Source organism: Devosia algicola, from assembly GCF_028816455.1.
Lineage (GTDB): Bacteria > Pseudomonadota > Alphaproteobacteria > Rhizobiales > Devosiaceae > Devosia > Devosia algicola.
In genome coordinates this window covers 638925-662748 of record NZ_CP118246.1, presented here as the reverse complement: position 1 = coordinate 662748, position 23824 = coordinate 638925, and the positions used below count along the sequence as shown (strand labels likewise).

Below are 23824 nucleotides of genomic sequence, written 5' to 3'. Positions count from 1 at the left end.
CGCGCCGAGCGATATGACTACGCCAACACAGTGATAACGATTAAAGCGTCAGGTCGGAGAGGTTCCCCACGATCATATCGGGCACTATCGTGGATGAGCCATCCTCGGGCACACCAGTCTGGACAAGAATTGAAAACACCCCTGCCCGTTGGCCCGCCGCGATATCAGTCGCGATCTGATCACCGATCATGACGACTTGGTCGCGCGGCACATCGAGTATCGAAACGGCAATATCGATCAGGAACGGTTGTGGCTTGCCGATGATGTTGGGCTCGGTTCCACACGCAGCCGCAAGGGAGGCCAGTATTGCGCCATTACCGGGTTGAAATCCATTTTCCGACGGCAGCAACAAATCAGGGTTGGTTCCGATGAAAGCGGCGCCATCAAGAATAAGGCGCACCGCCTGGCTCATTTTGGCATAGTTGAAGTTCGAATCCAGTCCGACGACCACGCAATCTGCCTGCTCTTGGCATAGTTCAAACCCCGCGGCTTCAACTGCTGCTGACAGCGAAGGCATGCCAACCACGAATGCTCGTCCCCCCGATGGCCAACGTGATCTTAGTACGGTCGCTGTACCGATCGCGCTGGTTACGATGCGCGCTGGCGTAATATTCACACCAAGTCCACACAGTTTGTCAGCCGTTTCGTCGGCGGTACGGGTAGAATTGTTGGTGACAAAACAATAGGGGATGCCGCGTTCGTGCCAGGCGGCAAAAGTTTCGACGGCGCCGGCGATGGCTTCGCGACCGCGATATACCACACCGTCAAGGTCCGATATTACCGCTTTGACGTCCTTCAGTTGTCGTGGATGTGCGCCGATGCCGGGACTTATCATGATTGTTTGCCCGCTTCCTGATAGTGCGCATTGAAATCGACAAGGTCTCGATAAAGCGTCTGATAGTGTTCAAAACGGTCTGCATGATATGCCGTCAAGGACAGATCAGGTTCAAATGTTCGATCAAAATGCACAAGCCTGCCGATGGCGTCGGCCAGCGACGAGCCTATACCCTGTGAGAGGCCAGCCAGGATCGCGGCGCCCAAAGCGGCGATTTCCGGTGAGGCACAGCGCTTGAGCGGTTTACCCAATATATCAGCGCGAATCTGGCACCAATTGTCCGATAGCGCCCCGCCACCGCCAATGTTTATTGTCGGGGGATCGCAGGCGGCAGATGTCGTCAGCGCGCCAAATGCCAGACGCACCGAATAGCCAACGCCTTGCAGAACGCCAAGTGCCATTTCCGCTCCGCCTGCTGACGCATCAAGCCGCGCGAAAACGCCGCGCGAGGCACTGTCCCAGAGGGGTGCGCGCTCTCCTTGCAGGTGTGGCAGGAACATCGGCACGGTTGCGCCGGGTCTTGCCGTCGCCGCTAGCGCCGCAGCCTCCGCTGGCGATCGTCCCAAGACCCGCGCGAACCAGCTTAGAGCGGCGCCACCGGACTGAGTGGGTGCTGCGTGCATGACAATACCACTATAGGGCGGGAAGGTAATGACGCCGGGCGTCGGCACCAAAATCGACGACACAATACCCGGTATCTCGCTGGTGCCGCTTTGATACATGGCGTCGCCATTATTGACGACACCAACCCCGAACATGCCGCCCCACGCATCCATGGTGCCAACGACAACAGGCGTTCCCGCACAGCGTAGCCCAGTCCGAACGGTGCCGACAACCGTTGTGCAGTCGGCCAACGAGGGAAGCCGTTCGGCGGCACCCGAAACCAGCGCCAGCAAGTCCCTGACATACCCATTCTCATTGACCAATCCAACCGCCGAAATCGGATCGCTTTGAACGGTGCCGGTCAGTTGCAGGACGCAATAATCTTTTGGCAGCAGAACGTGCGCTGTGCGGGCATACAGATCGGGTTCGGTTCGCGCAACATGGGCCATGCGGGACAGTGCATGGCTGGCATCAATAGGCATCGGCGCCCCAAACCATACCGTTTTTTGCTCGGCGTTCGTTTGGGTTTCAAGCCGCTCGGCGTCGCGGGCAGCGCGTCCATCTTGCCAGGTGATGGCTGGCATAAGCGGCGTGCCATCGCTGGCGACGAAAACATGGGTATTGACCTGACTGCAGATGCCAATGGCTCCAAGCCCACGCAGGTCGTGGGTTTGGCCAAAACTTTCCAGTGCGCCCAACACGCCCGCCATCCAATCGTCAGGGTTTTGTTCGGCGTAGCCCGGCTGCGGGTGATGGGTTGGGTGGGCATATGCGAACGAGGCCAACCGAGCGCCATGCTGGTCGATCAGCACCGCCTTGGTTGCTGTCGTGCCGACATCAATACCGATAAGAGTGTTTTTTGCCACGTCGGGTTCCCAAAATCGCTAGCCGTATTCGAACCTATCCCATATGGTGCCGAGCGGAAAAAAGAAACCATGTGCAAGCCGTTACGGGCCGCACGACAGGGGGAACACTCGACATGACGCACCGCCACAAGACACTTCGCGCGCTACTCGCCAGCACCACTTTTGCCATCACCGCCCTTGCTGCCACCGGCGCATTGGCTCAGTCAAAAATCGCGGTAATCACGCCCTACCTGTCCCAACCAGGCACGCAGTTTTACGTCGAAGCCTTTCAGGCAGCGGCGGCTGACAAGGATTGGGACGTCAATGTCATCGATACTGCGGGCGATGTTGCCGCGGTTATCAGCCGGATCGAAGACATGGTCACGCAAAATGTCGACGCCATAGTAGTCAATGTCGATCCGAGCCAGGTGAGTGCGGGCTTACAGGCCGCAGCCGATGCTGCTATTCCCGTTGTCGGCATGGATGCGGGTAGCGATCCGCTGCTTGTCACCAATGTCACCAGTAATGGCTACGCCATGGCCGCCGAAACCTCGACCTATGTTGCTGACCGGATCGACGGCGAAGGCAATGTGGTGATGTTTGTATTCGAGGCCTTTCCCCCGGTGCAGGTGCGAAGCGTGGTTGCTGATGCCGTGTTCGGCAATTTCCCCGATATCAAGGTTCTGGACCGCGTGACACCTGATGTGGCGGACGGCGGTATCGCCGACTCTCGCGCCAAGATGGAAGCGATCCTCGCGGCCAATCCAGAGCCAGGCAGCATCAAGGCGGTCTGGGCCGCATGGGATCAGCCAGCGCTTGGTGCGCTGCAGGCAATCGAGGCCGCCGGACGCCAAGATGAGGGCGTCGTCATTACGGGCATTGATGCCAATCCGCAGGCGCGCGAGGCCATTGCCTCTGGCGGCAACTTTGAAGCGACCGTGGCTCAGGACTTCAAGGGTATTGGCGCCGCAGCAGCCGACGTTGTCAGCCGTGTGCTGGCAGGCGACGAGATCAAGCAGGGCGTGGTTTATGTGCCAACCAAGCTGATTACCATCGCCAACGCAACGGCGGACTGACGCAAACATGACTGCCAGCGGGCGCGTCCCGCTGGCGTGGAATTATTTATGCCCCTGCTTGCCCTCAAGAATGTGACAAAAGCCTATGGCGGTGTCCCCGCCCTTCGCGGCGTCAACATGGACATTTCGCCGGGCGAAATACATGCGTTGATGGGCGAAAACGGCGCGGGAAAATCGACCCTGATCAAAATTCTGGCAGGGGTTGTGTCAGCCGACAGTGCCGATATCCGTATCGATGGCCAGCCCCAAAATATAGATAATCCGCAGACCGCGCACCGGCTTGGCCTCAGATTCATTCATCAGGAATTCAATGTCGTCCCGGCATTGTCCGTTGCCGAAAACATCTTTCTTGGGCGCGTTTATCCGCGCCGCAGCGGCCTATTCGTTGACTGGAGGCGATTGAACGACGCGGCGAGCAAGACCCTGGACCGCCTTGGTATCACTCATATTGATCCGCGCCGCCCCTTGGGGAGCCTGACACTGGGCGACCAGATGCTGGTGCGTATCTCCAGCGCCTTCATCGGCCAGGCGGGCACACCGGCAAAGCTTTATGTGCTCGACGAACCAACGGCATCGCTCAGTCGGGAGGAGTCCAAGCGGCTGTTTGACGTGCTGCGTGAGTTGCGCGGTGGTGGTGCCTCGGTGCTCTATGTTTCTCACCGGCTCGATGAAATCATGTCGATTTGCGACAGAGCCACGGTTATTCGCGACGGTCGCAGCATCGATACGGGCCAAATCGCGGATATTACTCATGATGATCTTGTCACGTTGATGATCGGACGGCGTGTCGAGGACGCATACCCGCCCAGGGTTGGCGCGCCAGCTGTACACACCGCCTTTCGCGCAGAACATTTGGCAATACGCGGCGGCAAATCGCTGTCTTTTGACGTCAGGGCGGGCGAAATTTTCGGCATTGCCGGATTGGCTAATGTCGGCCAACGCAATGTTCTACGCACCCTGTTTGGCGACCTGCCTGCTGCCAGCGGTGCGATGCATCTGGCTGGGGCGCCCTATAGGCCAAAGAGTCCTGCAGACGCATGGCGGGCTGGCGTTGGCTATGTACCACGCGAACGTCGATCCGAGGGACTAATCCTCTCGCGGCCGATTTTTGAGAATACCTCCCTGCCCCACTTGGCCCGGCAAAGCCGATGGCGGAGTTTTCTCACGCCGCGCCGCGAGCAAAAAAGCGCCGTGGCACAAGGAGAACTCGTTCGCCTCAAAGCGGCTGGCCCCACGCAACGGGTGCGCGAGTTGAGCGGCGGCAACCAGCAAAAAGTTGTATTTGCCAAAGCGCTGGCTGGTGAGGTCAAATTGCTCCTGCTCGACGAGCCAACACGCGGGGTCGATATCGGCGCAAAATTCGATATCTATACCCTCATTCGGGAAATGGCGGCGCGCGGCATGGGCGTGGTTCTGGTGTCCTCGGATTTGCCCGAATTGCTTGGCATGGCCGACAATATTGCGGTGATGCGTGACAGCGCCATTACCCACGTTCTTTTGGCGGCCGACCTCGATGAGGAACGTCTTCTCAATCTTTGCTACGGTCGCACCACAGGTTAACATCATGCTCACACTACTGCGGCGTTACGGTACCCTTATCGGCTTTGCTGCTATTCTCCTGTTTTTCTGGATCAGCCTGCCCGACACATTCATGACGGCGCGCAACTGGTTGAATATTTCACAGCAAATGTCGATGCTGATCGTGGTCGCTGCGGGCATGACAATTGTCATGGTGATGGGCGATTTCGACCTGAGCGTTGGATCGATGGCCAGCCTTGCCGGCATCGCGGTTGCGGTATTGTTCACCGTCGATCTGCCCATATGGGCAGCGGTATCGCTGGCCTTGATGGTCGGTCTGGTCGGTGGCGCGATAAATGGCGTATTGATCAGTTTTATCGGCATTTTGCCGTTCGTCGCAACGCTGGCAACATTGACCATGTTGTCCGGACTAGCGTTCGTGGTCAGTGGCGGCAAGACGATTTCGGGGCGAGTCATTCCAGAAGGTTTTTCCAGCTTTGCGCGTGGCGGCCTATCGCTTGGCGAGTGGGGTGGCGTTGCCATTACCCTGCCCAATCTGACTTTGGTCGCCATTGTGATCGTCGCACTGGTCTGGGTGCTGCTTGAACAAACGACTTTTGGCCGCCGTCTTTACGCTATCGGCGGCAATATCGAAGCCGCGCACCTTAGCGGCGTGGCGGTGCGAAAGCTAAAGTTGATCGCTTTTGCACTGACAGGCAGCACTGCCGCACTTGCCGGTATCATGTACGCCAGTCGCGTCGCCTCGGCCAACCCGACGCAGGGCAGCAGCCTGATGCTCAACGCAATTGCGGGCGTGTTTCTTGGCTCAACATTCAGCGAACATGGCGAGCCAAGGGTTTTGGGCACCATTCTCGGCGTACTGATCCTTGGCATATTGGACAATGGTCTGACCCAATTGAGCGTCGATAGCTATATCCGCCAGATATTGGTCGGCGGCATCATCATTCTGGCGGTCTCAACTAGTTCTCTGACCAAGCATCTACGTTCCTGAGTCGTCCATGGCCACGGCAAGGGAACGAACACTCCCGGCGTTGGTTGTGTACGCATGCTCAATTGCAATCGCCAACAAAACCGATCAATTACGCCCGGCCCAAGGATAGCGCCCAACCAAATGGCGCGCGTCTGAGAATGGGTAATGTTGATAGTGACACAAGCGCTGATCGAGGCCGACAGGCCGAGACGCCAGGTGCGATACCGGCAAATGGCTGGAAAGATATCGCTTGGCGACTTTTCCGTTCGCTCAAACAGGATCGGGTCCTGCTTACATCTGCCGGGGTGACGTTCTACATACTATTTGCCTTGGTGCCGACATTGACCGCCTTTGTGTCGATTTATGGGCTGTTCAATGACCGCGCCACAGTCACAGACCAAGTTGCACTTCTCGTGGGCATAGTGCCGACGAGTGGCCTGGACATCATCACCGATCAGTTGACAAGACTGACCGGGGAAAGCGCCCGCGCCTTGAGCTTTGCGCTTATCGCTTCTCTGGCGGTGGCGTTCTGGAGTAGCAGCGCGGGGGTACGAGCGATGTTCCAGGCGATGAACGTTGCCTACCACGAAGAAGAAAAGCGTTCGTTTGTCGTCTTGTACCTGGTTGCTCTGGTCTTCACCATTGCTGGCGCTATGGCGGGCTTGTTCATTGTATCAATTGTGCTGATTTTGCCGACAGTTCTCAATCTTTTGCCCGGCACCACCGGACTTGAGTGGATCGTCCGGATAGCCAGCTATGTGATCATGATGATCGTGCTACTCCTAGGGATATCGGCGCTGTATCGCTGGGGACCGAGCCGGGAAAATGCAAAATGGCGTTGGCTGACCCCGGGCGCTGCAGTTTCGCTCATTGCCCTTGGCGCCACGTCAATCGGCTATTCCTGGTATGTCTCCAATTTTGGCGACTATAATGCTGCCTATGGCTCGCTTGGCGCGCTGATCGGTTTTCTGACATGGATATGGATTTCGGTGACAATTGTCATACTGGGCGCCGAATTCAACTCTGAGCTTGAACACCAAACCGCACAGGATACTACCACCGGTCCCGACGAACCGCTTGGCCAGCGGGGCGCTTACATGGCTGATACGGTCGGACGAGTTTGGCCGCCGGCTCGCAAGGAGCAATGAAACGGCACCGCGACATTGTGTCCGACAACGAATTTCCGTTTTTCAGCAACTCCCATCGGCAATCGTGCGTTCTGCCCATACGATCAACGCAGGGAGATTTGTCATGGCCGCACTCACTGAAACCCAGATTCGCGAACGCGCATATCAACTCTGGCAGCAAGCCGGGTCGCCCACCAATCAGGAACAGCGTTTCTGGTTCGAGGCCGAGCAGCAATTGTCAGACGATAGCTGCCAAGAGAATATTCTGGACAATGTATCCGCTCCGAAACCACCCTTGCCTTCCGGTATTTTGAGCCGTTGATCCGGATGCGTTTTGGCGATGCAATGTGACTGCGGGCCACCGCCGCCGCGACCTATCGACCGGTGCCCGATATCCAAGTCCGAAGCCAGCCGCGCCTTAAATTGGCGCGGTTGATTTGCCTCTAGTCCCTTTACGGTCGCCGTTAGCCACGACCGAAATCGTCGGCAATGCGAATAATGTCGTCTTCGCCGAGATGGGACCCGGTCTGCACCTCGATGACCTCAAGGCTCAATATCGCCCGGATTGGCAAGTCGGTGGACGCATCCCAGCGGCAAATATATTGATTGGTTCGCGTCCAGTACGGAGACGACGCCATCAACGGTCACCTCCGCTGTGCCTTGCACAACAACCCAGTGCTCAGATCGATGATTGTGCCTCTGTAGAGACAGTTTTTTACCGGGCTTGACGAACAGGCGTTTGACCTGAAACCGATCACCGCTCAAAATTGAGGCGTAGCCACCCCATGGACGGTATGCGGTTTTGTGAACTTCAGTCAGAGCGCGAGTCGTCGTGTCGGCTTTCAACGTCTTGGCGATTGCCCCCACAATCTGAGCCTTCTGACAGTCTGCCAACGTAGATCGCGTCCTCGCTGGCGACGATCATCACATCGTCAAGACCTACGACCACGATATGGGCGTCATCGCTGACCACAAGGGAACTTGAGGTGTTGGACAGATGCGCCGGTCCGATTGCGACATTGCCGTGCTCACTACGACTGTGCGCCTTCCAGACGGCACCCCATGTGCCGAGGTCGGACCATGCAAAGCCGACCGGCAACACCCCTGCCTTGTCGGTGTGCTCAAATATGGCATAATCCACGGATGTGCTTGGCGCCTTTGCAAATGCTTCTTCATCAAGTCGAATGAAATCGAGGTCGCGTCGCGCCTTGGCGACGGCACCTCTCGCGGCGTCCAATATTTCGGGTGCGAGACGCCGGCACTCGGCCAGGAACAGTTTGGCAGACAGCATGAACATGCCGGAATTCCAGACGTAGTCACCAGACGCCAGCATGTTTTCGGCGCGCGGCAGGTCGGGCTTCTCGATGAACCGTTCAACCCTTTTCACGCCGTGAGTAAGTGTTTCACCGGTGGCAATATACCCATAGCCGGTCTCAGGCTCGATCTGGTGTCACGCCAAATGCTACCAACAGCCCCTCGCGCGCCGCCGACGCCGCAGCATCGAGCGCTTGGTGATAGTCCGCACCGCCCTCTATGACATGATCAGAAGCGATGATGTGCAGGATGGGGTCGTCGTCACGGTCGAGGGTGAACACGGCAGCGGCGGCTATTGCAACTGCCGTATTTCTTGATACTGGTTCAAGCAGGATGGCGTCGGGTGTAATACCGACCTCCAGCGCTTGTTCTGCCACCAAGAATCGATAGTCCGCATGGGTCAAAATAATTGGCGCTCGATAGAGGTCGAAATTGCTTATGCGCGCAAGAGACTGCTGAAACAAACTCGAGATCGCCAAGCAAGGGAATAAACTGTTTGGGGCGTGCCGAACGCGACATTGGCCATAACCGTGTGCCCTGACCGCCGGCCAGGATCACGGGAAAAATTTGAGTCAATAGCGAACCTCTTCATTGTTATACGGGTCCGATGACCGCACATGCGAGCTGGTAAAAGTGTGCGCCTGCCCTATGGGTGGTACACAAGGCATTTGAGGAAGTCAAAATACGCGGCCGAGCACCGGTGCGGCGCCTGATCACTGCGGATGAACAGGAAGTCCGGTGTATTTTTCTGATTATCAGCAGAGGGCTAGTTCAAACTGCCGCTCGGAGCGGCAATCAATCAGACTCAACAAAGTTTGGTGTTGACTGCCAATTGCGGCCTTGACCAAGAGACACATTTAAGCCGACGAACGATTATGGCCTAGCGGTCAGAATGTATCATTGCCCGCGTTGAGCGAAAGAACAGGACCATGCCATGACCATCGCCATTGTAGGGGGAACCGGATTCATAGGCGTTGAACTGGTCAAGCGCCTGCAAGCCCACGATCAGGAGGTGGTTGCAATTGCGCGCGGCATCGAGCCCGTTGATTTACCTGAGGGTGCGCGATTCATCACCGCGGACCGGATGGATGCAGAGGCGATGAGGGCGGTTATGACCGAGGTCAATCCCAGCGCCGTCATTGATATTTTCACCATCAGCCTTCGCAACACACGTGCCGTACTCGACGCTGTCGGGGCGGTTGGCGGTCGCTACGTTCTCGTTAGTTCAACCGACGTTTACGCCAACTATGCCGGGTTGCTGAAAATGGCGAACCCACCAATTCGTCACGAACCGGCGACCGAGGAGTCACCGTTGCGGACACTACGTTATCCGTATCGCGGCAATCCACGACGCCCCAAAGGGGTGAGTGATGATTTGTTCGAAGACTATGACAAATTGCCCATTGAGGAGGCAGCCCGCACCGACCCCCGGTTCGACACAACTATCGTGCGACCGCCGATGATATTTGGCGAGAATGACAAGCAGAACCGCTTCGGCTGGGTCATCAATAATGCGAAGGCGGGCAAGTCCATTGCCATTGATCGGCGCGCCGCAGGCTGGCTGAACTCATACAGCTATGTCGCCGATGTGGCTGAAGCACTGGCACTTGCAGCCATCCACCCAGCTGCCGCCGGGCGTACTTATAATGTCGCTCAACCCAAGGACCGAACAGTATTGGCGTGGGCAGAGATCATATTGGGGGCCATGGGTATCGACTGCGAGGTTGTAACCGCCGACCCCGACGCCAATGGTATCATGGCGGATCGGGCAGAAACCTCTGATCTGCGCTATCCATTGACGCTGGACAGTAGTCGCATACGGGCTGAGTTGGGCTTTGTCGAAACTCTGCCGGAGGCTGACGCTTTGCAGCGAACAATTGCATGGGCGTTATCCAAAGTGTGAGCGCACAATCAGTCATTGACATTAAGGGTCCATAATTTAGTCTGGCTAAAATTGACGAGTGATTTTATTGGAGTAACCGGTGCCAGCACCCGCGATGGAAGCTACTGCAACTGCCAAACGGGCGGAGCCATCCATTGATAAGACGCTGGGCGAGCGATTGCGCGCACGACGCAAGGCCATAGGCAAAACACTCAAGCAAGTGGCCGACGATGCCTCGCTAACCGTTGGCTTCATCTCCCAAATCGAGCGCGGCATTTCCACGCCGTCACTTGCCTCCTTATACAATGTTGCGCACGCGCTGGAGTCCTCGGTCGACCATTTTCTGTCAAAGGCACCGGCGCGCCATCACAGCGTCGTCAGCCATTCGGGCAAACGCCAAACTTATCATGTGGGCGATACGGCGCGTTTCTACGAGTTTTTGGAAACCGGCTTTCCCGGGGCCCAACTCAATGCCTGCCTGTCCCATGTCCCACCGGGCCACGTTTCTGAAACGATGAGCCACGAGGGTGAAGAGTTCGTCTATCTTGTCACCGGTGAAATGCGCTATTCGGTGGATGGCGTCGAATACCTGCTGAACGCTGGCGACACGTTGCATATTGACTCGCGCACACCGCACAGTAGTGCCAATGTCGGCGCTGAAACCGCCATTGAACTTTGGGTCGGCACCATGCAGTTGTTTCCCCAATGAATGCCAGGATTGACCCACCGACCAAGGAACTTCTGGCCGCACTGGCGCAGGGGCGTGATCCGTTTTTCGGTGCGCTCAATCATGCGCTGCTCGACATTACCGCGATCGAGTGCGTCACATATCTTGCGACCGCACCCGACCGTTCGGTTATCCATCGCGTGGGGACGAGCGACCCATCTCATTTTCCGATCGGTGGTTTCGATCCCATAGATGACAGTGCCTGGTGCCGCCGAATTTTTGGCGACAAGCAACCAATCATCGCCAATGATTCCGAGCAGATGCGCGCGTTCATTCCCGAAACGGATGATCTTGTCGCCATGGGGTATGAAGCCATTGTGTGTGCGCCGGTGGTAATTGCGGGGGAGATGCGCGGCACCCTGAACGTGCTGGGCGGGGCCGACGCGTTCACGCCACCCGCCCTTGCCGCGATCGAAACGCTTATGCCGTTCGTCGCATTGATTTTCACCTTCGAGGGGATCGAACTACCATGATTCTTTCGCCAACCGGCAAAAGCCGGATTTTCAACGACAATTAGGGAGACTGCCATGCGCCTATACAAATTGATTGCGGCGGTTGCACTCGGAGCGGTTATGTCCGCTTCGGGAGCGATTGCCGAAACACCCAAAGACACGTTGGTCATTGCCGACGCTATCGACGATATTATTACGCTTGATCCCGGCGAAGTCAGCGAAGTCGCAGGCGTTCTGACCAGCCAGCAGATCTATCAACCGCTGGTGACTTTCGATGTCAGCGACCCCACGATAATCACCGGGGTTTTGGCCAAAAGCTGGGAAGTCTCGCCTGACGGCAAGACCTTCACTTTCAAGATGAATCCCGACGCCAAGTTTGCGTCGGGCAATCCGGTCACAGCCTATGATGCCGAGTTTTCGCTGCAGCGCGTCGTGCTGATGGATTCGCGCATTTCCTTCATTCTTACCCAGTTTGGCTTCACCGCCGACAATGTGAAGGATTGGATCAAGGCAACCGATGACTCAACGCTGGTCATTCAGGTCGGCGATGTTTATGCGCCCAGCTTTTTCCTTTATTGCCTGTCCTCCTACACCGGCGGGATCGTCGACTCAAAAATCGTGAAAGAGCATGTGGTCGACAATGACTATGGCAACGCCTGGCTCAAGCAGAACAATTCTGCCGGATCCGGCCCCTATGTCTTGGGAAAATGGGATCCGAAGCAGTCGATCCTGTTGAATCGAAACAAGAACTATTGGGGCGCGGCACCGGGCGTCGAACGCATCTTCATTCAACAGATGCCTGAAAGCGCAACCCAGCGCCTGGCGCTCGAAAAAGGTGATATCGACATTGCCAACAAGCTCCAGCCCGATGATTTTGACGCTATCGAAAACAACCCCGACATCAAGGTTCTGGAGGGGAACTCGAGCACGCTTTATTACTTTGGCCTGAATGTGCGCAATGAAGCGCTGAGCCATCCCAAAGTGGTTGAAGCGATGAAATATCTGGTCGATTATAAGGGGATTGCAGACACCATTGGCCGGGGCACCCTCAATGTGCACCAGACCATGATTCCCGCCGGATTCCTTGGTGCCATCGACTATAATCCCTATAAGGCTCGATATCGACAAGGCCAAGGAACTGCTTGCAGAATCCGGCGTTTCGCTGCCGATCAAGCTTGAGACCGTGGTGTGGAACACACCACCGTACACCGAGTTTGCGCAGGCGGTTCAGTCGACCATGTCTCAGGCCGGGATCAATCTAGACCTGCAGGTTGTCGATGGACAGCAATGGCTTGACCGCTATCGCTCCCACGATCTTGATATCTGGGTTGGCCTATGGGGTCCCGACTACCCCGATCCGCACTCCAACGTGAAGGCGTTCACGGTCAACACCAAAGACACGCCGGACGGTTCTGAAGGTCTGGCTGACCGCTTCGGTTGGGATGCCGGGGATCTGTCCGCGCGGGCCATGGCGGCTGTGCGTGAGCAGGATACCGACAAGCGTCGTGACATGTATGAGGCCATTCAGAAGGAGCACACAGACAGTTCGCCCTTCCTCTACATGTTCCAGGACGCGCGCAAGGTTGCAATTCGCGCCGATGTCAAGGGACTGGTGCTGGGCATAACCTACTCGGACGACCGCTATGGCGGCGTGACCAAGCAATAGTCGTTTCACCAAATCGCCGGGGGCACTGTGTGTCCCCGGTGACATTTTCTCGATTGGCACATTTTTGACCCCATCTGTTCCACCGGCATTGCGATTTGTCTTCGGCATCGGCTCATGGCTTTTGACCGTGGCGATCACCCTTGTTGGACTGGCGGCGCTGACGTTCCTGATCGGCCGGGTCGTACCGATAGATCCGGTGTTGCGGATCGTGGGCGAAAAGGCACCACAGGCGGTATATGACCGCGTGTTTCTCGAACTCGGACTGGACAAACCGCTCTATCAACAATTCTGGGAGTACATTTCGGCGCTGTTGCGGGGCGACTTTGGTACATCGTTTTCGACCACACGCCCTGTACTCACCGATCTTCTCGACTTTTTCCCGGCGACGCTCGAGCTGTCGTCACTCGGCCTGGCGCTCGGGATCGTATTTGGCGTGCCCATGGGCGTTGCCTCGGCCTATTGGCATGAAAAATGGCCTGATCATGTGATCCGCGTGATTGGCCTTGTAGGGTATTCGGTGCCGATTTTCTGGCTCGGACTGGTGGGTCTGTTCGTGTTCTACTTCAAGGCTCGGCTGGGTGGCAGGGCCCGGTCAGGTTGATGTATTTTTTCAAGGCATTGTTCCCCATGTCACCGGCTCGATCCTGATCGACAGTTCGCTGGCCGGAGAGTGGGAGATATTCTGGAACGCCATCAGCCATATGACGCTGCCCGCGCTCCTTCTGGGCTATTACAGCCTCGCCTATATATCGCGCATGACCCGTTCGGTAATGCTGGATCAATTGAGCCGCGAGTATGTGCTGACGGCGCGCCTCAAGGGGGCAAGCGAGTTGCAGGTGGTCGTTGGCCACGCCTTGCGTAACGCCGCCATTCCGCTTGTGACTGTTGTGGCACTGTCCTATGGCGGCTTGCTGGAGGGCTCTGTGCTGATTGAGACGATCTTCTCATGGCCCGGCATTGGCAATTACATCTATTCGTCCTTGTTTGCTGCCGACATGAATGCGGTACTGGGCGGCACCCTGCTGGTCGGCTGTGTCTTTGTTTTCCTCAATATGTTGTCTGACGTGCTTTACCGCACGCTGGACCCACGCTCGCGCTAGGGGCTGCCAATGACTTTACCCTCGCAGACCGACGATAGCCGCAGCGATCTGCGCGCGGCTCGCTGGGCCGAGTTCAAGAGTTTTGCCCGCCGTTTCATGCGCAATCCGCTGGGTGTCGTCGGCCTTGTGATCGTTATTGCGCTTCTGATATGTGCTGCCGCAGCGCCGATATTGGCCACTCATGATCCCTATTTACCAATCCTGACAGACCGGTTAAGCGCGCCGGGTGCCGAATATTGGTTTGGCGCCGATGAGTTGGGTCGCGATATCTATTCTCGTATCGTTTACGGATCCCGGCTGACATTGCTGATCGTCGGCCTGGTGATTGTTACCTCCGCGCCGGTCGGGCTGGTGATCGGTGCCGTTGCCGGGAATTATGGCGGCTGGATCGACCGTATTTTCATGCGCGTGACTGATGTATTTCTGGCGATCCCCAAACTGTTGCTGGCCCTGGCATTTGTGGCCGCACTGGGGCCCGGCATTGTCAATGCCGCGCTGGCAATTACGCTAACCGCATGGCCCCCCTATGCTCGCCTCGCCCGAGCGGAAGCGCTGGTGGTCCGCAATTCTGACTATGTCAACGCGGTACGACTCGCCGGCGCCAGCCAGTTTCGTATCGTGGTGTTTCACATCATGCCGATGTGTATGTCGTCGGTTATCGTGCGCATGACGTTTGATATGGCCGGGATCATTTTGACCGCTGCTGGTCTGGGATTTATCGGGCTGGGCGCACAACCCCCCTGCCCGAATGGGGCGCGATGATATCGACCGGTCGTAAATTCATTTTCGATCAATGGTGGGTGGCAACGGTTCCGGGTATCGCCATTTTTGTGGTCAGCCTGGGGTTCAATCTACTTGGCGACGCCATGCGTGACCTGCTTGATCCGCATCTGAGGCAACGCAATTGAGCGATAATCTCGTTGAAATCGAAAATCTGCGTATCGCCTTTCCCAGCGACGATGGCTCGTTGTCGCAGGCTGTGCGGGGCATGTCGCTAACGCTAGGACGCGAAAAACTCGGCATCGTTGGCGAAAGCGGTTCGGGCAAGAGCCTGACCGGGCGCGCATTGCTGGGCGTCCTTCCTCCCTATGCGCGAGTCAGCGTCGACAATATGACTTTTGACGGCATCGACCTGACCCGGACAACACCGGGCCAACGCCGCGCCCTGCGTGGCGGGCGCATGGGCATGATATTGCAGGACCCGAAATTTTCACTCAATCCAGTGATGAAAGTGGGCCTGCAGATCGTCGAAGCCATTCGGATTGGCGATCGCAAAATGTCGAAAGGCGACGCGCGGGCCAAGGCACTTTCGGTGCTCGAAGCTGTTCATATTCGCGAGCCGGAACGCGTCTATGCTCTTTATCCGCACGAGCTTTCGGGCGGTATGGGTCAGCGCGTGATGATCGCCATGATGGTTGTTCGCGAGCCTGACCTGCTGATCGCCGATGAACCGACGTCGGCACTCGATGTAACGGTGCAAAAACAAGTTCTGTCGATTCTCGATGAATTGGTGACGCGGCGCGGCATGGGGTTGATTTTTATCAGTCACGATTTGCGACTTGTCTCGCGTTTTTGCGACCGCGTTCTGGTCATGTATGCGGGCCAGGTGGTGGAAACAATCCGGGCCGACGAACTCGAAGCTGCCCAACATCCCTACACCAGGGGGCTATTGTCGTGCCTACCCTCTATCGACGGACCGCTGGCGCCACTACCAGTGCTGCAACGAGACGCCAGTTGGCTCGAGGAACGGCCATGATTTCTGTCCGGGATCTGAACGTCCGTTTCGGCCCATCGGTAGCGGTCAGCAATGTCAGTTTCGATGTTGCGACGGGCGAGAGTTTTGGACTTGTTGGCGAATCGGGGTCCGGTAAGTCGACAATCCTGCGCACGATGATGGGGCTAAACACCGATTGGTCCGGCACAATTTCAATTGACGGGTTGGACACCAGCACCACCCATCGACGTGATCTGGCGCGTCGGGTGCAAATGGTCTTTCAGGACCCCTATGCCTCCCTACATCCAAGATATGCCATTGGTCAGGCGATAGCGGAACCGCTGCATATTAACGGGGTTGCCAATGCCGAACGCCGCACGGTCGAACTGCTGGAGCTGATCGGTCTCGGCGACAAATTTCGCTTTCGCTTTCCCCACGAATTATCCGGAGGCCAACGACAGCGAGTTGCCATCGCTCGTGCGCTGGCATTGGAGCCAAAAATATTGTTGCTTGATGAGCCGACATCGGCTCTCGATGTGTCAATTCAGGCAGAAATTCTTAATCTTCTCAACCAATTACGCAGCGAGGCTTGGACTGACCTATGTCATTGTCAGCCATGATCTGGCGGTCATATCCTACATGTGCGAGCGATTGATGGTGATGCGCGATGCCGAGTCCGTAGAAACATTGACGCGGGAGCAATTGCGCGCCCGCGACATCAAGCACGACTACACCCGCGACTTGCTGACCGCGAGGCTAGATCAAGCAACACACCGCCACGCAAAGCCTACCAGGAACCAACCAACACACATCTCGTTTACCCAAGACCAACACGGGTTCGGGGCTCCTCATGTTTGATCAGACCATCTTTGGCGCCCGATACAGCGCGGACGGCACGACCTTCAGGGTATGGGCGCTCGGCAGGAATTCGGTCGACCTCATCATTGAAGGCGCTGATGGCATCGCCATGAGCGCCGATGGTGACGGCTATTTTTCGATTTGTGTGCGCGATATCAAACCAGGCACCCTCTATCGCATCAGTCTTGACGGTGCGCCGCCAGTTCCTGACATCGCCTCCCGCTGGCAGCCAGAGGGCAGTGACGGCGCGTCAGTTGTCGTTACGGACGACTATGAGTGGACGGACGCTGAGTGGCGCGGCCTTGGTCGGCAAGACCAGATATTTTACGAGATTCATATCGGCACCTTTACGCCCGAGGGTACCTGGCGTGCCGCCGCCGAGCGCCTGCCTGCCCTCAAGAGACTCGGCATAACTGCGCTCCAGATCATGCCGATTGCCGCATTCAAGGGCGATTTCGGTTGGGGCTATGACACTACCCTGCCTTATGCACCATTTGCACCCTATGGCCATCCGGACGATGTTCGAGCGTTCATCGACGCAGCCCATGGCCTCGAGATCGGGGTCATACTGGACGTCGTTTACAATCATCTCGGCGTGGGTGATTATTTTGGACATTATAGCGACGCCTATTTTACCCGCCGCCATGACAATGAATGGGGAACCGCTTTCAATTTCGATGGCGAGGGCGCGCGAGCGGTGCGCGATTTTATTGTCGGGAATGCCGTATACTGGATCGAGGGTTTCCATTTTGACGGTTTGCGGATCGACGCTGTTCAGGCAATGCTTGACGATAGCGCCGAACATATTGTTGCAGAAATCACCCGTTCCGCACGGGCTGCCGCAGCGCCACGCGCCATATATGTCATGGTCGAGAACCAACCCCAGCAACGCATGATGATCGAGCCGCATGAGATCGGCGGTTGCGAGGTCGACGGGATGATGAGCGATGATTTTCATCATGCGGCGCACGTGGCCATGACGGGTCACAATGACTTTTACTATCGAGACTATCTCGGCACGCCGCAGGAATTGGCATCAGCACTCAAATATGGATTTCTCTATCAAGGCCAACGCTCTGATATGCGATCGGCCGCCTACGGGACTTACAATCTGGCGACCTCGCCCGAGCACTTCGTGCATTTCCTTGAGAACCACGATCAAATTGCCAATTCGGCCCGTGGTTTTCGCCTGACCACCCTGGCGTCGCCTGCACGCGTGCGTGCCATGACTGCACTGTTATTGCTCGGGCCTCAAACGCCAAGCCTATTTCAGGGACAGGAGTTCGCCGCCTCCAATCCCTTCCTCTACTTTCATCATCTGGAAGGTGAGGAAGGCCGCATGTCAGCCGACGGGCGCAGGCAATCATTGACCAATTTCCCCAGCGTTGCCGACCCCCAGATGCAAGCGGCGCTGCCCGATCCGGCGGCCCGAGAAACCTTTGAGCGCAGCAAGCTGGATTGGTCCGAGGCCGACGGCCATATCGGCATGTTGACGCTGCATCGCGATCTGATCGCTCTGCGCAAGCACGACGCGGCATTCTCCCAGCGCACAGCACGACGGATCGATGCGGCGGTAATTGGCGATGCCGCCTTGATTGTGCGCTATATTGTGTCCGATGCTGCCGACGAGCGACTGCTACTGGTCAATTTCGGCCGTGATCTAAGTATTGGGGTTTTGGCCGAACCGCTATTGGCGCCACCTGACCGATTGCGTTGGCGTGTATCATGGTCCAGCGAACACCCCGACTATGATGGCGCGGGGCGTCGTCCAATTGATCCGGGCGCGTTCTGGATTTTGCCTGCCGACTGCGCGTTGGTGTTTAGAGGCGAGGTGCCCAGGTGATTGTCCCCCGCGCCACCTATCGGCTGCAACTCAACAAAAACTTCACATTTGTCGACGCCGAAGCCTTGGTCCCCTATCTGTCAAATTTGGGAATCAGCCATGTCTATTTGTCGCCGATCCTCAAGGCGCAACCGGGCAGCACACATGGGTATGACACGGTCGATCATAACCAACTCAATCCCGAACTCGGCTCGCTCGACGATTTTCGCCGCTTGATTGCCGTCCTGCGCCAGCATGAAATGGGTGCCATTCTCGACTTTGTGCCCAACCATATGGGCGTTGGTGGCGCCGACAATGGGCTTTGGCTGGATGTGCTCAAGCATGGAGCAAACAGCCAATTTGCCGACTGGTTCGATATCGAGTGGCATCCGCCCCGCCCAGACCTTGAAGGCAAAATTCTGGTGCCCTTCCTTGGACAAAGCTACGCTCAGAGTTTGTTGAACGGACAACTCAGGCTGGACGGCGATGGGGCCGATTTTGCCGTTTGGGCCAATGGCAAGGACAAGCTGCCGATCCGTACTGAGGATGAGAGGCGGCTCCTTAAGCAGCACGGCACCACAGCGGCTGTCGTCGCGGCGTTGAATGGCACGCCAGGACAGGCGAGCAGCTGGACCAGACTTGATGCGCTCATTGCCGATCAGCATTGGCGCATCGCCCATTTTTCCGTTGCGGCAGATGACATCAATTATCGCCGGTTTTTCGTCAATAGCGAGCTGGCCGGCATCCAGATCGAACACATCGAAGTGTTCGCACATGCCCATTCTCTGATCTTCAGCCTGATTGGCGAAGGTCTGGTTGATGGCCTTCGTATCGATCATGTTGATGGATTGCTTGATCCGAAAGCCTATCTCGAAACGCTCCGAGCAAAATCGCCACGGCCGATCTATCTGGTTATTGAAAAAATTCTTGCGCCCCATGAATTACTACGCCCAGACTGGCCCGTTGATGGGACGACCGGCTACGAGGTCGGAGCTCAATTGACGCGCCTATTGATGTGCGGCGATGCCGAACCGGCGCTGGATGCTGTCTATCAGGATTTCGTTGGGACGGTGACTGGTCTGGAGACCGAAGCCTATCGTTGCAAGCTGCGTGTCATGGACAACGAATTGTTTGCTGAACTCTCGTCACTGGCGCGCCATTTTATGCGGTGTGCAATGTCGGTACCGGCCACACGCGACATGACTGGGGCCAGCATACGCCGTGCCCTTCGGGAAATCATCGCCCATTTGACTGTCTATCGCACCTATATGGATGATCATGGCACCAGCGAGCGCGACCGCCGTGAAATCGGTGTTGCCGTCGCCAAGGCCAAGCGCGCGATGCCGCAGATCCAACCGGCGCTATTTGAATTTGTCGCTGCACTTCTGTGTCGCCAATTGACCGCGCGCTATGAGGTGACCCTGGTCAATGCCGCTATTGCCCGGTTCCAGCAATATAGCGGTCCTGTCATGGCCAAGGGTTTGGAAGACACGGCACTCTATCGGCTCAACCGCTTGATCGCCCTGAACGAAGTCGGCGCCCACCCCGACCGTTTTGCGATCAGCATTGACGCATTTCACGACGCCAATCAACGCCGGTTGCAAACGCACCGACACAACATGATCGCGACGTCCACGCATGACACCAAGCGCAGCGAGGACACGCGCGCCGCCATTGCATCCATCGCCGACGAGCCAGCACTCTGGGAAAGCAGTGTCGTCGATTGGCGGTTGCAGTTGAACGGCATCGGCGCCCAAACCGTCGCGCCTAACGATCTCTATCTGTTTTTTCAACTGCTCCTGGGTGGGTGGCCGATCAATGGCGAACCCGCCGATCTCGGCCACCGCCTGAAAAATTCAATGATCAAATCGCTGCGCGAAGCGCGCCAACGCAGTGATTGGGGTGTTAACAACACGACTTACGAAACCAGTGTTTGCGATTTTATCGACCGCGCCCTGTCACATGCGCCATTCATGACCAGTTTTCACGCGGCAAGGACTAGGTTCGTTGTCATCACGCGACGCAAGGGGTTGATCCAAGTCGTACTAAAACTCACCATTCCCGGCGTACCCGACATCTATCGCGGCACGGAAACCTGGGAACAGAGCTACATGGATCCGGACAATCGGCGCCCGGTAGATTTTTCGAGCCTTGGCAACAGTTTGAACGACCCCGACCCGAGGCTTGACGAAAAACTGATACTGACCCAAACCCTGCTGCACTTCAGACGGCAGCACCCCGACCTGTTTGCGGCCGGTTCCTACGAACCTCTCGATTGCGGCGCCAACCGGTTGGCGTTTCAGCGGCAGTATGACGGCAATCGGATAGTGGTGTGTGCGGACCTATCCAGTGGGCACGTTGGCGCCCCGCTTCTGGAGGCCTCTGTACCTGATCTAAAGTCGATGACTGTAGTATACGGCGACGTGGCCGGCCCCGTCATTGTTCTGGGCGGCGACGCTATCGACTAAATTGGCGTGCCATCTCGATCTGAGCAATTGAAAAGGTGTTGTCTTGCCGCATGGAGCCAATATCCGTACCCGGAGAGATAACTATTGCGGAACATAACTAGAACGGTTATTGTCGTTCAGTCTTTGTTCCGATTCCAGCCTGAGGGGCGCCATGCTAACGCGCAAGCAACATGAACTGTTGATGTTCATTCACGAACGAATGAAGGAAAGCGGGATACCGCCTTCGTTCGACGAGATGAAGGATGCGCTGGATCTGGCCTCCAAATCCGGTATTCATCGACTTATTACCGCGCTGGAAGAGCGTGGTTTCATTCGTCGCCTGCCCAACCGGGCGCGAGCGCTCGAAGTGGTCAAACTACCCGATTCGATGAACCCGTCACTTGGCGGGCGGCGGGCGCGGTTCGAGCCCAGCGTGATCGAGGGCAATCTTGGCAAGGTCGCCCCACAGCCATCCCGCATGAGTGCGTCAACAGACGATTATGCCCGCCCCGCTTCCATTCCGGTAATGGGCCGGATTGCTGCCGGCACACCGATTGAAGCCATTCAAAGCCACTCCCACACCGTTATGGTGCCGCCCGAAATGCTTGGCTCGGGCGAACATTATGCGCTGGAAGTGCGTGGCGACTCGATGATCGACGCCGGTATTTTCGATGGCGATACGGTTGTTATCAAAAAGCAGGATTCGGCGGGAACCGGCGAGATTATCGTGGCTTTGGTGGATGACCAGGAAGCAACCCTCAAGCGATTGCGACGCAAGGGCAATACGATTGCGTTGGAAGCGGCCAATCCCGCCTACGAAACGCGAATTTTCGGCTCTGACCGCGTGAAGGTACAGGGGCGCCTGGTCGGTTTGTTGCGCAAATACTGATTGTCAGCGCTGGATGAAATAGTAAGACCCGCCAGATTGGCGGGTCTTTTTTGTCGGATTCTGATGCCGCTTAGTGATTGTCGCGGGGCACACCTTGGGTCTGAGCAATGCGCTGATAGCTGACCGCGGGCTTGAGCACGGCACCATCGCCAAGCTGATCGACCAGACCACGCTGGATTTCCTGCCATGGGGTTTGGTGAGCGGGATATTTGTAGCCGCCTTCCGCCGCCAAAGCCGCACGGCGCGATGCAATTTCGTCGTCTGAAATCAGGATGTTGGCCTGACCTTCGTTCAAATCGATCCGCACACGGTCCCCGGTTTTGAGAATGGCGAGATTACCCCCGGCGGCAGCTTCCGGCGATGCGTTCAGGATCGAGGGGGATCCCGACGTACCGGATTGACGCCCGTCGCCGATGCAAGCCAGCGCCGTAACACCCTTCTTGATCAGATAATCGGGCGGGCGCATATTGACCACCTCAGCAGCACCCGGATATCCCACAGGTCCAGCGCCACGCATGAACAGCAGTGTGTTCTCGTCGATTTTCAGTGCCGGATCGTCGATGCGGCGGTGGTAGTCTTCAGGACCGTCAAAAACCACCGCCTTGCCTTCAAATGCGCCAGGGCTGGCAGGATTGTTCAGATAGCGATCGCGGAATTCGGTGGAGATCACGCTGGTTTTCATAATCGCGTTGTCAAACAAATTACCGCGCAACACCAGGAACCCTGCGTCCGCCATTAGCGGATTGTCAAAATGGCGAATAACCCGGTCATCCTGCACGATAGTGGCGCGGCAGTTTTCGCCCATGGTCATACCATTGGCGGTTAGGGCATCCTCGCGGATCAGCCCCTGCCCCATCAATTCGTTGACGACTGCTGGCACGCCGCCAGCATGATAAAAATCTTCGCCCAGATATTCGCCTGCCGGCTGCAGATTGACCAGCAGCGGCACTTTATGCCCGTGTGTCTGGAAATCCTGAAGGTCTAGATCGACACCTATGTGGCGGGCAATCGCCTTGATGTGGATGGGCGCGTTGGTGGAGCCGCCAATCGCAGAATTGACGACGATGGCGTTTCGGAACGCATCCGTGGTCATGATATCGGAAGGTTTAAGGTCCTCACGCACCATGTCAACGATCCGCTTGCCGGTGCGATAGGCCATTTCCTGACGATCCCGGTAAGGCGCTGGAATGGCTGCCGAACCGGGGAGTTGCATACCCAGCGCTTCGGCCAGCGAATTCATCGTCGTCGCCGTGCCCATGGTATTACAAAAACCTGTCGACGGCGCGGATGAAGCAACCAGTTCGATGAACTGGGCATAGTCGATTTCGCCTGCGGCCATCATTTGGCGGGCCTTCCAGACGATCGTACCGGATCCGGTGCGTTCACCCTTGTGCCAACCATTGAGCATCGGACCGACCGACAGGGCAATGGCGGGAATGTTGACGGTTGCCGCCCCCATAAGCATCGCGGGCGTGGTCTTATCGCAACCGATGGTGAGCACAACACCATCGAGTGGGTAGCTATAAAGCACTTCAACCAAGCCAAGATAGGCAAGATTGCGGTCAAGGCCGGCCGTGGGGCGCTTACCGGTTTCCTGAATGGGGTGCACCGGAAACTCAATGGCGATTCCGCCTGCCTCGCGAATACCTTCACGCACCCGCTCTGCCAGCACGATGTGGTGCCGGTTGCATGGCGACAGGTCAGATCCGGTCTGGGCGATGCCGATGATGGGCTTGTCGGACTGCAATTCCTCGCGCGACACGCCAAAATTCATGTAGCGCTCAAGATAGAGTGCGGTCATATCCGGATTATCCGGATTGTCGAACCAGGCGCGTGAACGCAGTCTTTGTGATCCGTTGCCCTTATTTTCCGTCATTGTCTGAATTCCTCAACCACGCGCCCTGGGATTGGTCGCGCCAAAGTAGCGATGGCTTTCTATTAACATGTCAGACAAAAGA

15 protein-coding genes and 5 pseudogenes are annotated in these 23824 nt (G+C 56.9%); 16 read left to right on the top strand and 4 right to left on the bottom strand.

The features are described from left to right. Positions 1-40: 40 nt before the first annotated feature. Positions 41-835: an HAD-IIA family hydrolase gene (locus PSQ19_RS03510; RefSeq protein WP_282219637.1), complete on the bottom strand. Its 795-nt coding sequence runs from the start codon at positions 833-835 to the stop codon at positions 41-43. After that, positions 832-2304 (bottom strand): xylulokinase, encoded by a 1473-nt coding sequence (locus tag PSQ19_RS03505; RefSeq protein ID WP_282219636.1) that lies wholly within the window; start codon positions 2302-2304, stop codon positions 832-834. The genes PSQ19_RS03510 and PSQ19_RS03505 overlap by 4 nt, the downstream gene beginning before the upstream one ends. 71 nt (positions 2305-2375) lie before the next feature. Here PSQ19_RS03505 and PSQ19_RS03500 point away from each other — a divergent pair, with 71 nt between their 5' ends. The 5 genes from PSQ19_RS03500 to PSQ19_RS03480 all read left to right on the top strand — a co-directional run bounded on the left by PSQ19_RS03500 (position 2376) and on the right by PSQ19_RS03480 (position 7317). Further along, positions 2376-3359: a substrate-binding domain-containing protein gene (locus PSQ19_RS03500; RefSeq protein WP_282219635.1), complete on the top strand. Its 984-nt coding sequence runs from the start codon at positions 2376-2378 to the stop codon at positions 3357-3359. Between the two features lie 48 nt (positions 3360-3407). Then, positions 3408-4919 (top strand): sugar ABC transporter ATP-binding protein, encoded by a 1512-nt coding sequence (locus PSQ19_RS03495; protein WP_282219634.1) that lies wholly within the window; start codon positions 3408-3410, stop codon positions 4917-4919. A gap of 4 nt (positions 4920-4923) precedes the next feature. Continuing rightward, positions 4924-5889, top strand: coding sequence for an ABC transporter permease (locus tag PSQ19_RS03490; protein WP_282219633.1), 966 nt, complete (start codon positions 4924-4926; stop codon positions 5887-5889). 137 nt (positions 5890-6026) lie between these two features. Next, positions 6027-7016 carry a YihY/virulence factor BrkB family protein gene (locus tag PSQ19_RS03485; protein WP_282219632.1) on the top strand — a complete coding sequence of 330 codons (990 nt, stop codon included), beginning with the start codon at positions 6027-6029 and terminating at the stop codon, positions 7014-7016. A gap of 103 nt (positions 7017-7119) precedes the next feature. Beyond that, positions 7120-7317 (top strand): DUF2934 domain-containing protein, encoded by a 198-nt coding sequence (locus PSQ19_RS03480; RefSeq protein ID WP_282219631.1) that lies wholly within the window; start codon positions 7120-7122, stop codon positions 7315-7317. 142 nt (positions 7318-7459) lie between these two features. On the opposite strand, the pseudogene PSQ19_RS03475 reads toward PSQ19_RS03480, so the two are convergent. Then, a pseudogene (locus PSQ19_RS03475) lies at positions 7460-8885 on the bottom strand (mannose-1-phosphate guanylyltransferase/mannose-6-phosphate isomerase). Positions 8886-9243: 358 nt separating this feature from the next. Here PSQ19_RS03475 and PSQ19_RS03470 point away from each other — a divergent pair. The 11 genes and pseudogenes from PSQ19_RS03470 (at position 9244) to lexA (ending at position 21866) form a co-directional block, all read left to right on the top strand. Beyond that, positions 9244-10212, top strand: a complete 969-nt coding sequence (locus PSQ19_RS03470; protein ID WP_282219630.1) for an NAD-dependent epimerase/dehydratase family protein — start codon at positions 9244-9246, stop codon at positions 10210-10212. A gap of 79 nt (positions 10213-10291) precedes the next feature. Beyond that, positions 10292-10900 (top strand): helix-turn-helix domain-containing protein, encoded by a 609-nt coding sequence (locus tag PSQ19_RS03465; RefSeq protein ID WP_282219629.1) that lies wholly within the window; start codon positions 10292-10294, stop codon positions 10898-10900. Next, a complete protein-coding gene (locus PSQ19_RS03460; RefSeq protein WP_282219628.1) occupies positions 10897-11391 on the top strand; it encodes a GAF domain-containing protein in 495 nt (164 codons plus the stop codon). The genes PSQ19_RS03465 and PSQ19_RS03460 overlap by 4 nt, the downstream gene beginning before the upstream one ends. 54 nt (positions 11392-11445) lie before the next feature. After that, positions 11446-13036: pseudogene (locus tag PSQ19_RS03455) on the top strand (ABC transporter substrate-binding protein). Between the two features lie 64 nt (positions 13037-13100). Next, positions 13101-14136, top strand: a pseudogene (locus PSQ19_RS19670) (ABC transporter permease). A gap of 96 nt (positions 14137-14232) precedes the next feature. Further along, positions 14233-15044: pseudogene (locus PSQ19_RS03440) on the top strand (ABC transporter permease). Continuing rightward, the gene (locus tag PSQ19_RS03435; protein ID WP_282219625.1) at positions 15041-15892 is read left to right on the top strand and encodes an ABC transporter ATP-binding protein; all 852 of its coding nucleotides are present in this window, start codon (positions 15041-15043) and stop codon (positions 15890-15892) included. Before PSQ19_RS03440 ends, PSQ19_RS03435 begins: the two are co-directional and overlap by 4 nt. Next, positions 15889-16708: pseudogene (locus PSQ19_RS03430) on the top strand (ABC transporter ATP-binding protein). Before PSQ19_RS03435 ends, PSQ19_RS03430 begins: the two are co-directional and overlap by 4 nt. Beyond that, on the top strand, positions 16701-18551 hold the full coding sequence (gene treZ / locus PSQ19_RS03425; protein ID WP_282219624.1) for a malto-oligosyltrehalose trehalohydrolase: 1851 nt from the start codon (positions 16701-16703) through the stop codon (positions 18549-18551). Before PSQ19_RS03430 ends, treZ begins: the two are co-directional and overlap by 8 nt. Beyond that, positions 18548-20998, top strand: a complete 2451-nt coding sequence (gene treY / locus PSQ19_RS03420; protein ID WP_282219623.1) for a malto-oligosyltrehalose synthase — start codon at positions 18548-18550, stop codon at positions 20996-20998. The genes treZ and treY overlap by 4 nt, the downstream gene beginning before the upstream one ends. Before the next feature lie 151 nt (positions 20999-21149). Continuing rightward, positions 21150-21866: a transcriptional repressor LexA gene (gene lexA, locus PSQ19_RS03415; protein WP_282219622.1), complete on the top strand. Its 717-nt coding sequence runs from the start codon at positions 21150-21152 to the stop codon at positions 21864-21866. A 70-nt stretch (positions 21867-21936) separates the two neighbouring features. Here lexA and PSQ19_RS03410 read toward each other — a convergent pair whose 3' ends face one another. Continuing rightward, positions 21937-23742 (bottom strand): IlvD/Edd family dehydratase, encoded by a 1806-nt coding sequence (locus tag PSQ19_RS03410; protein WP_282219621.1) that lies wholly within the window; start codon positions 23740-23742, stop codon positions 21937-21939. Between the last annotated feature and the right edge of the window lie 82 nt (positions 23743-23824).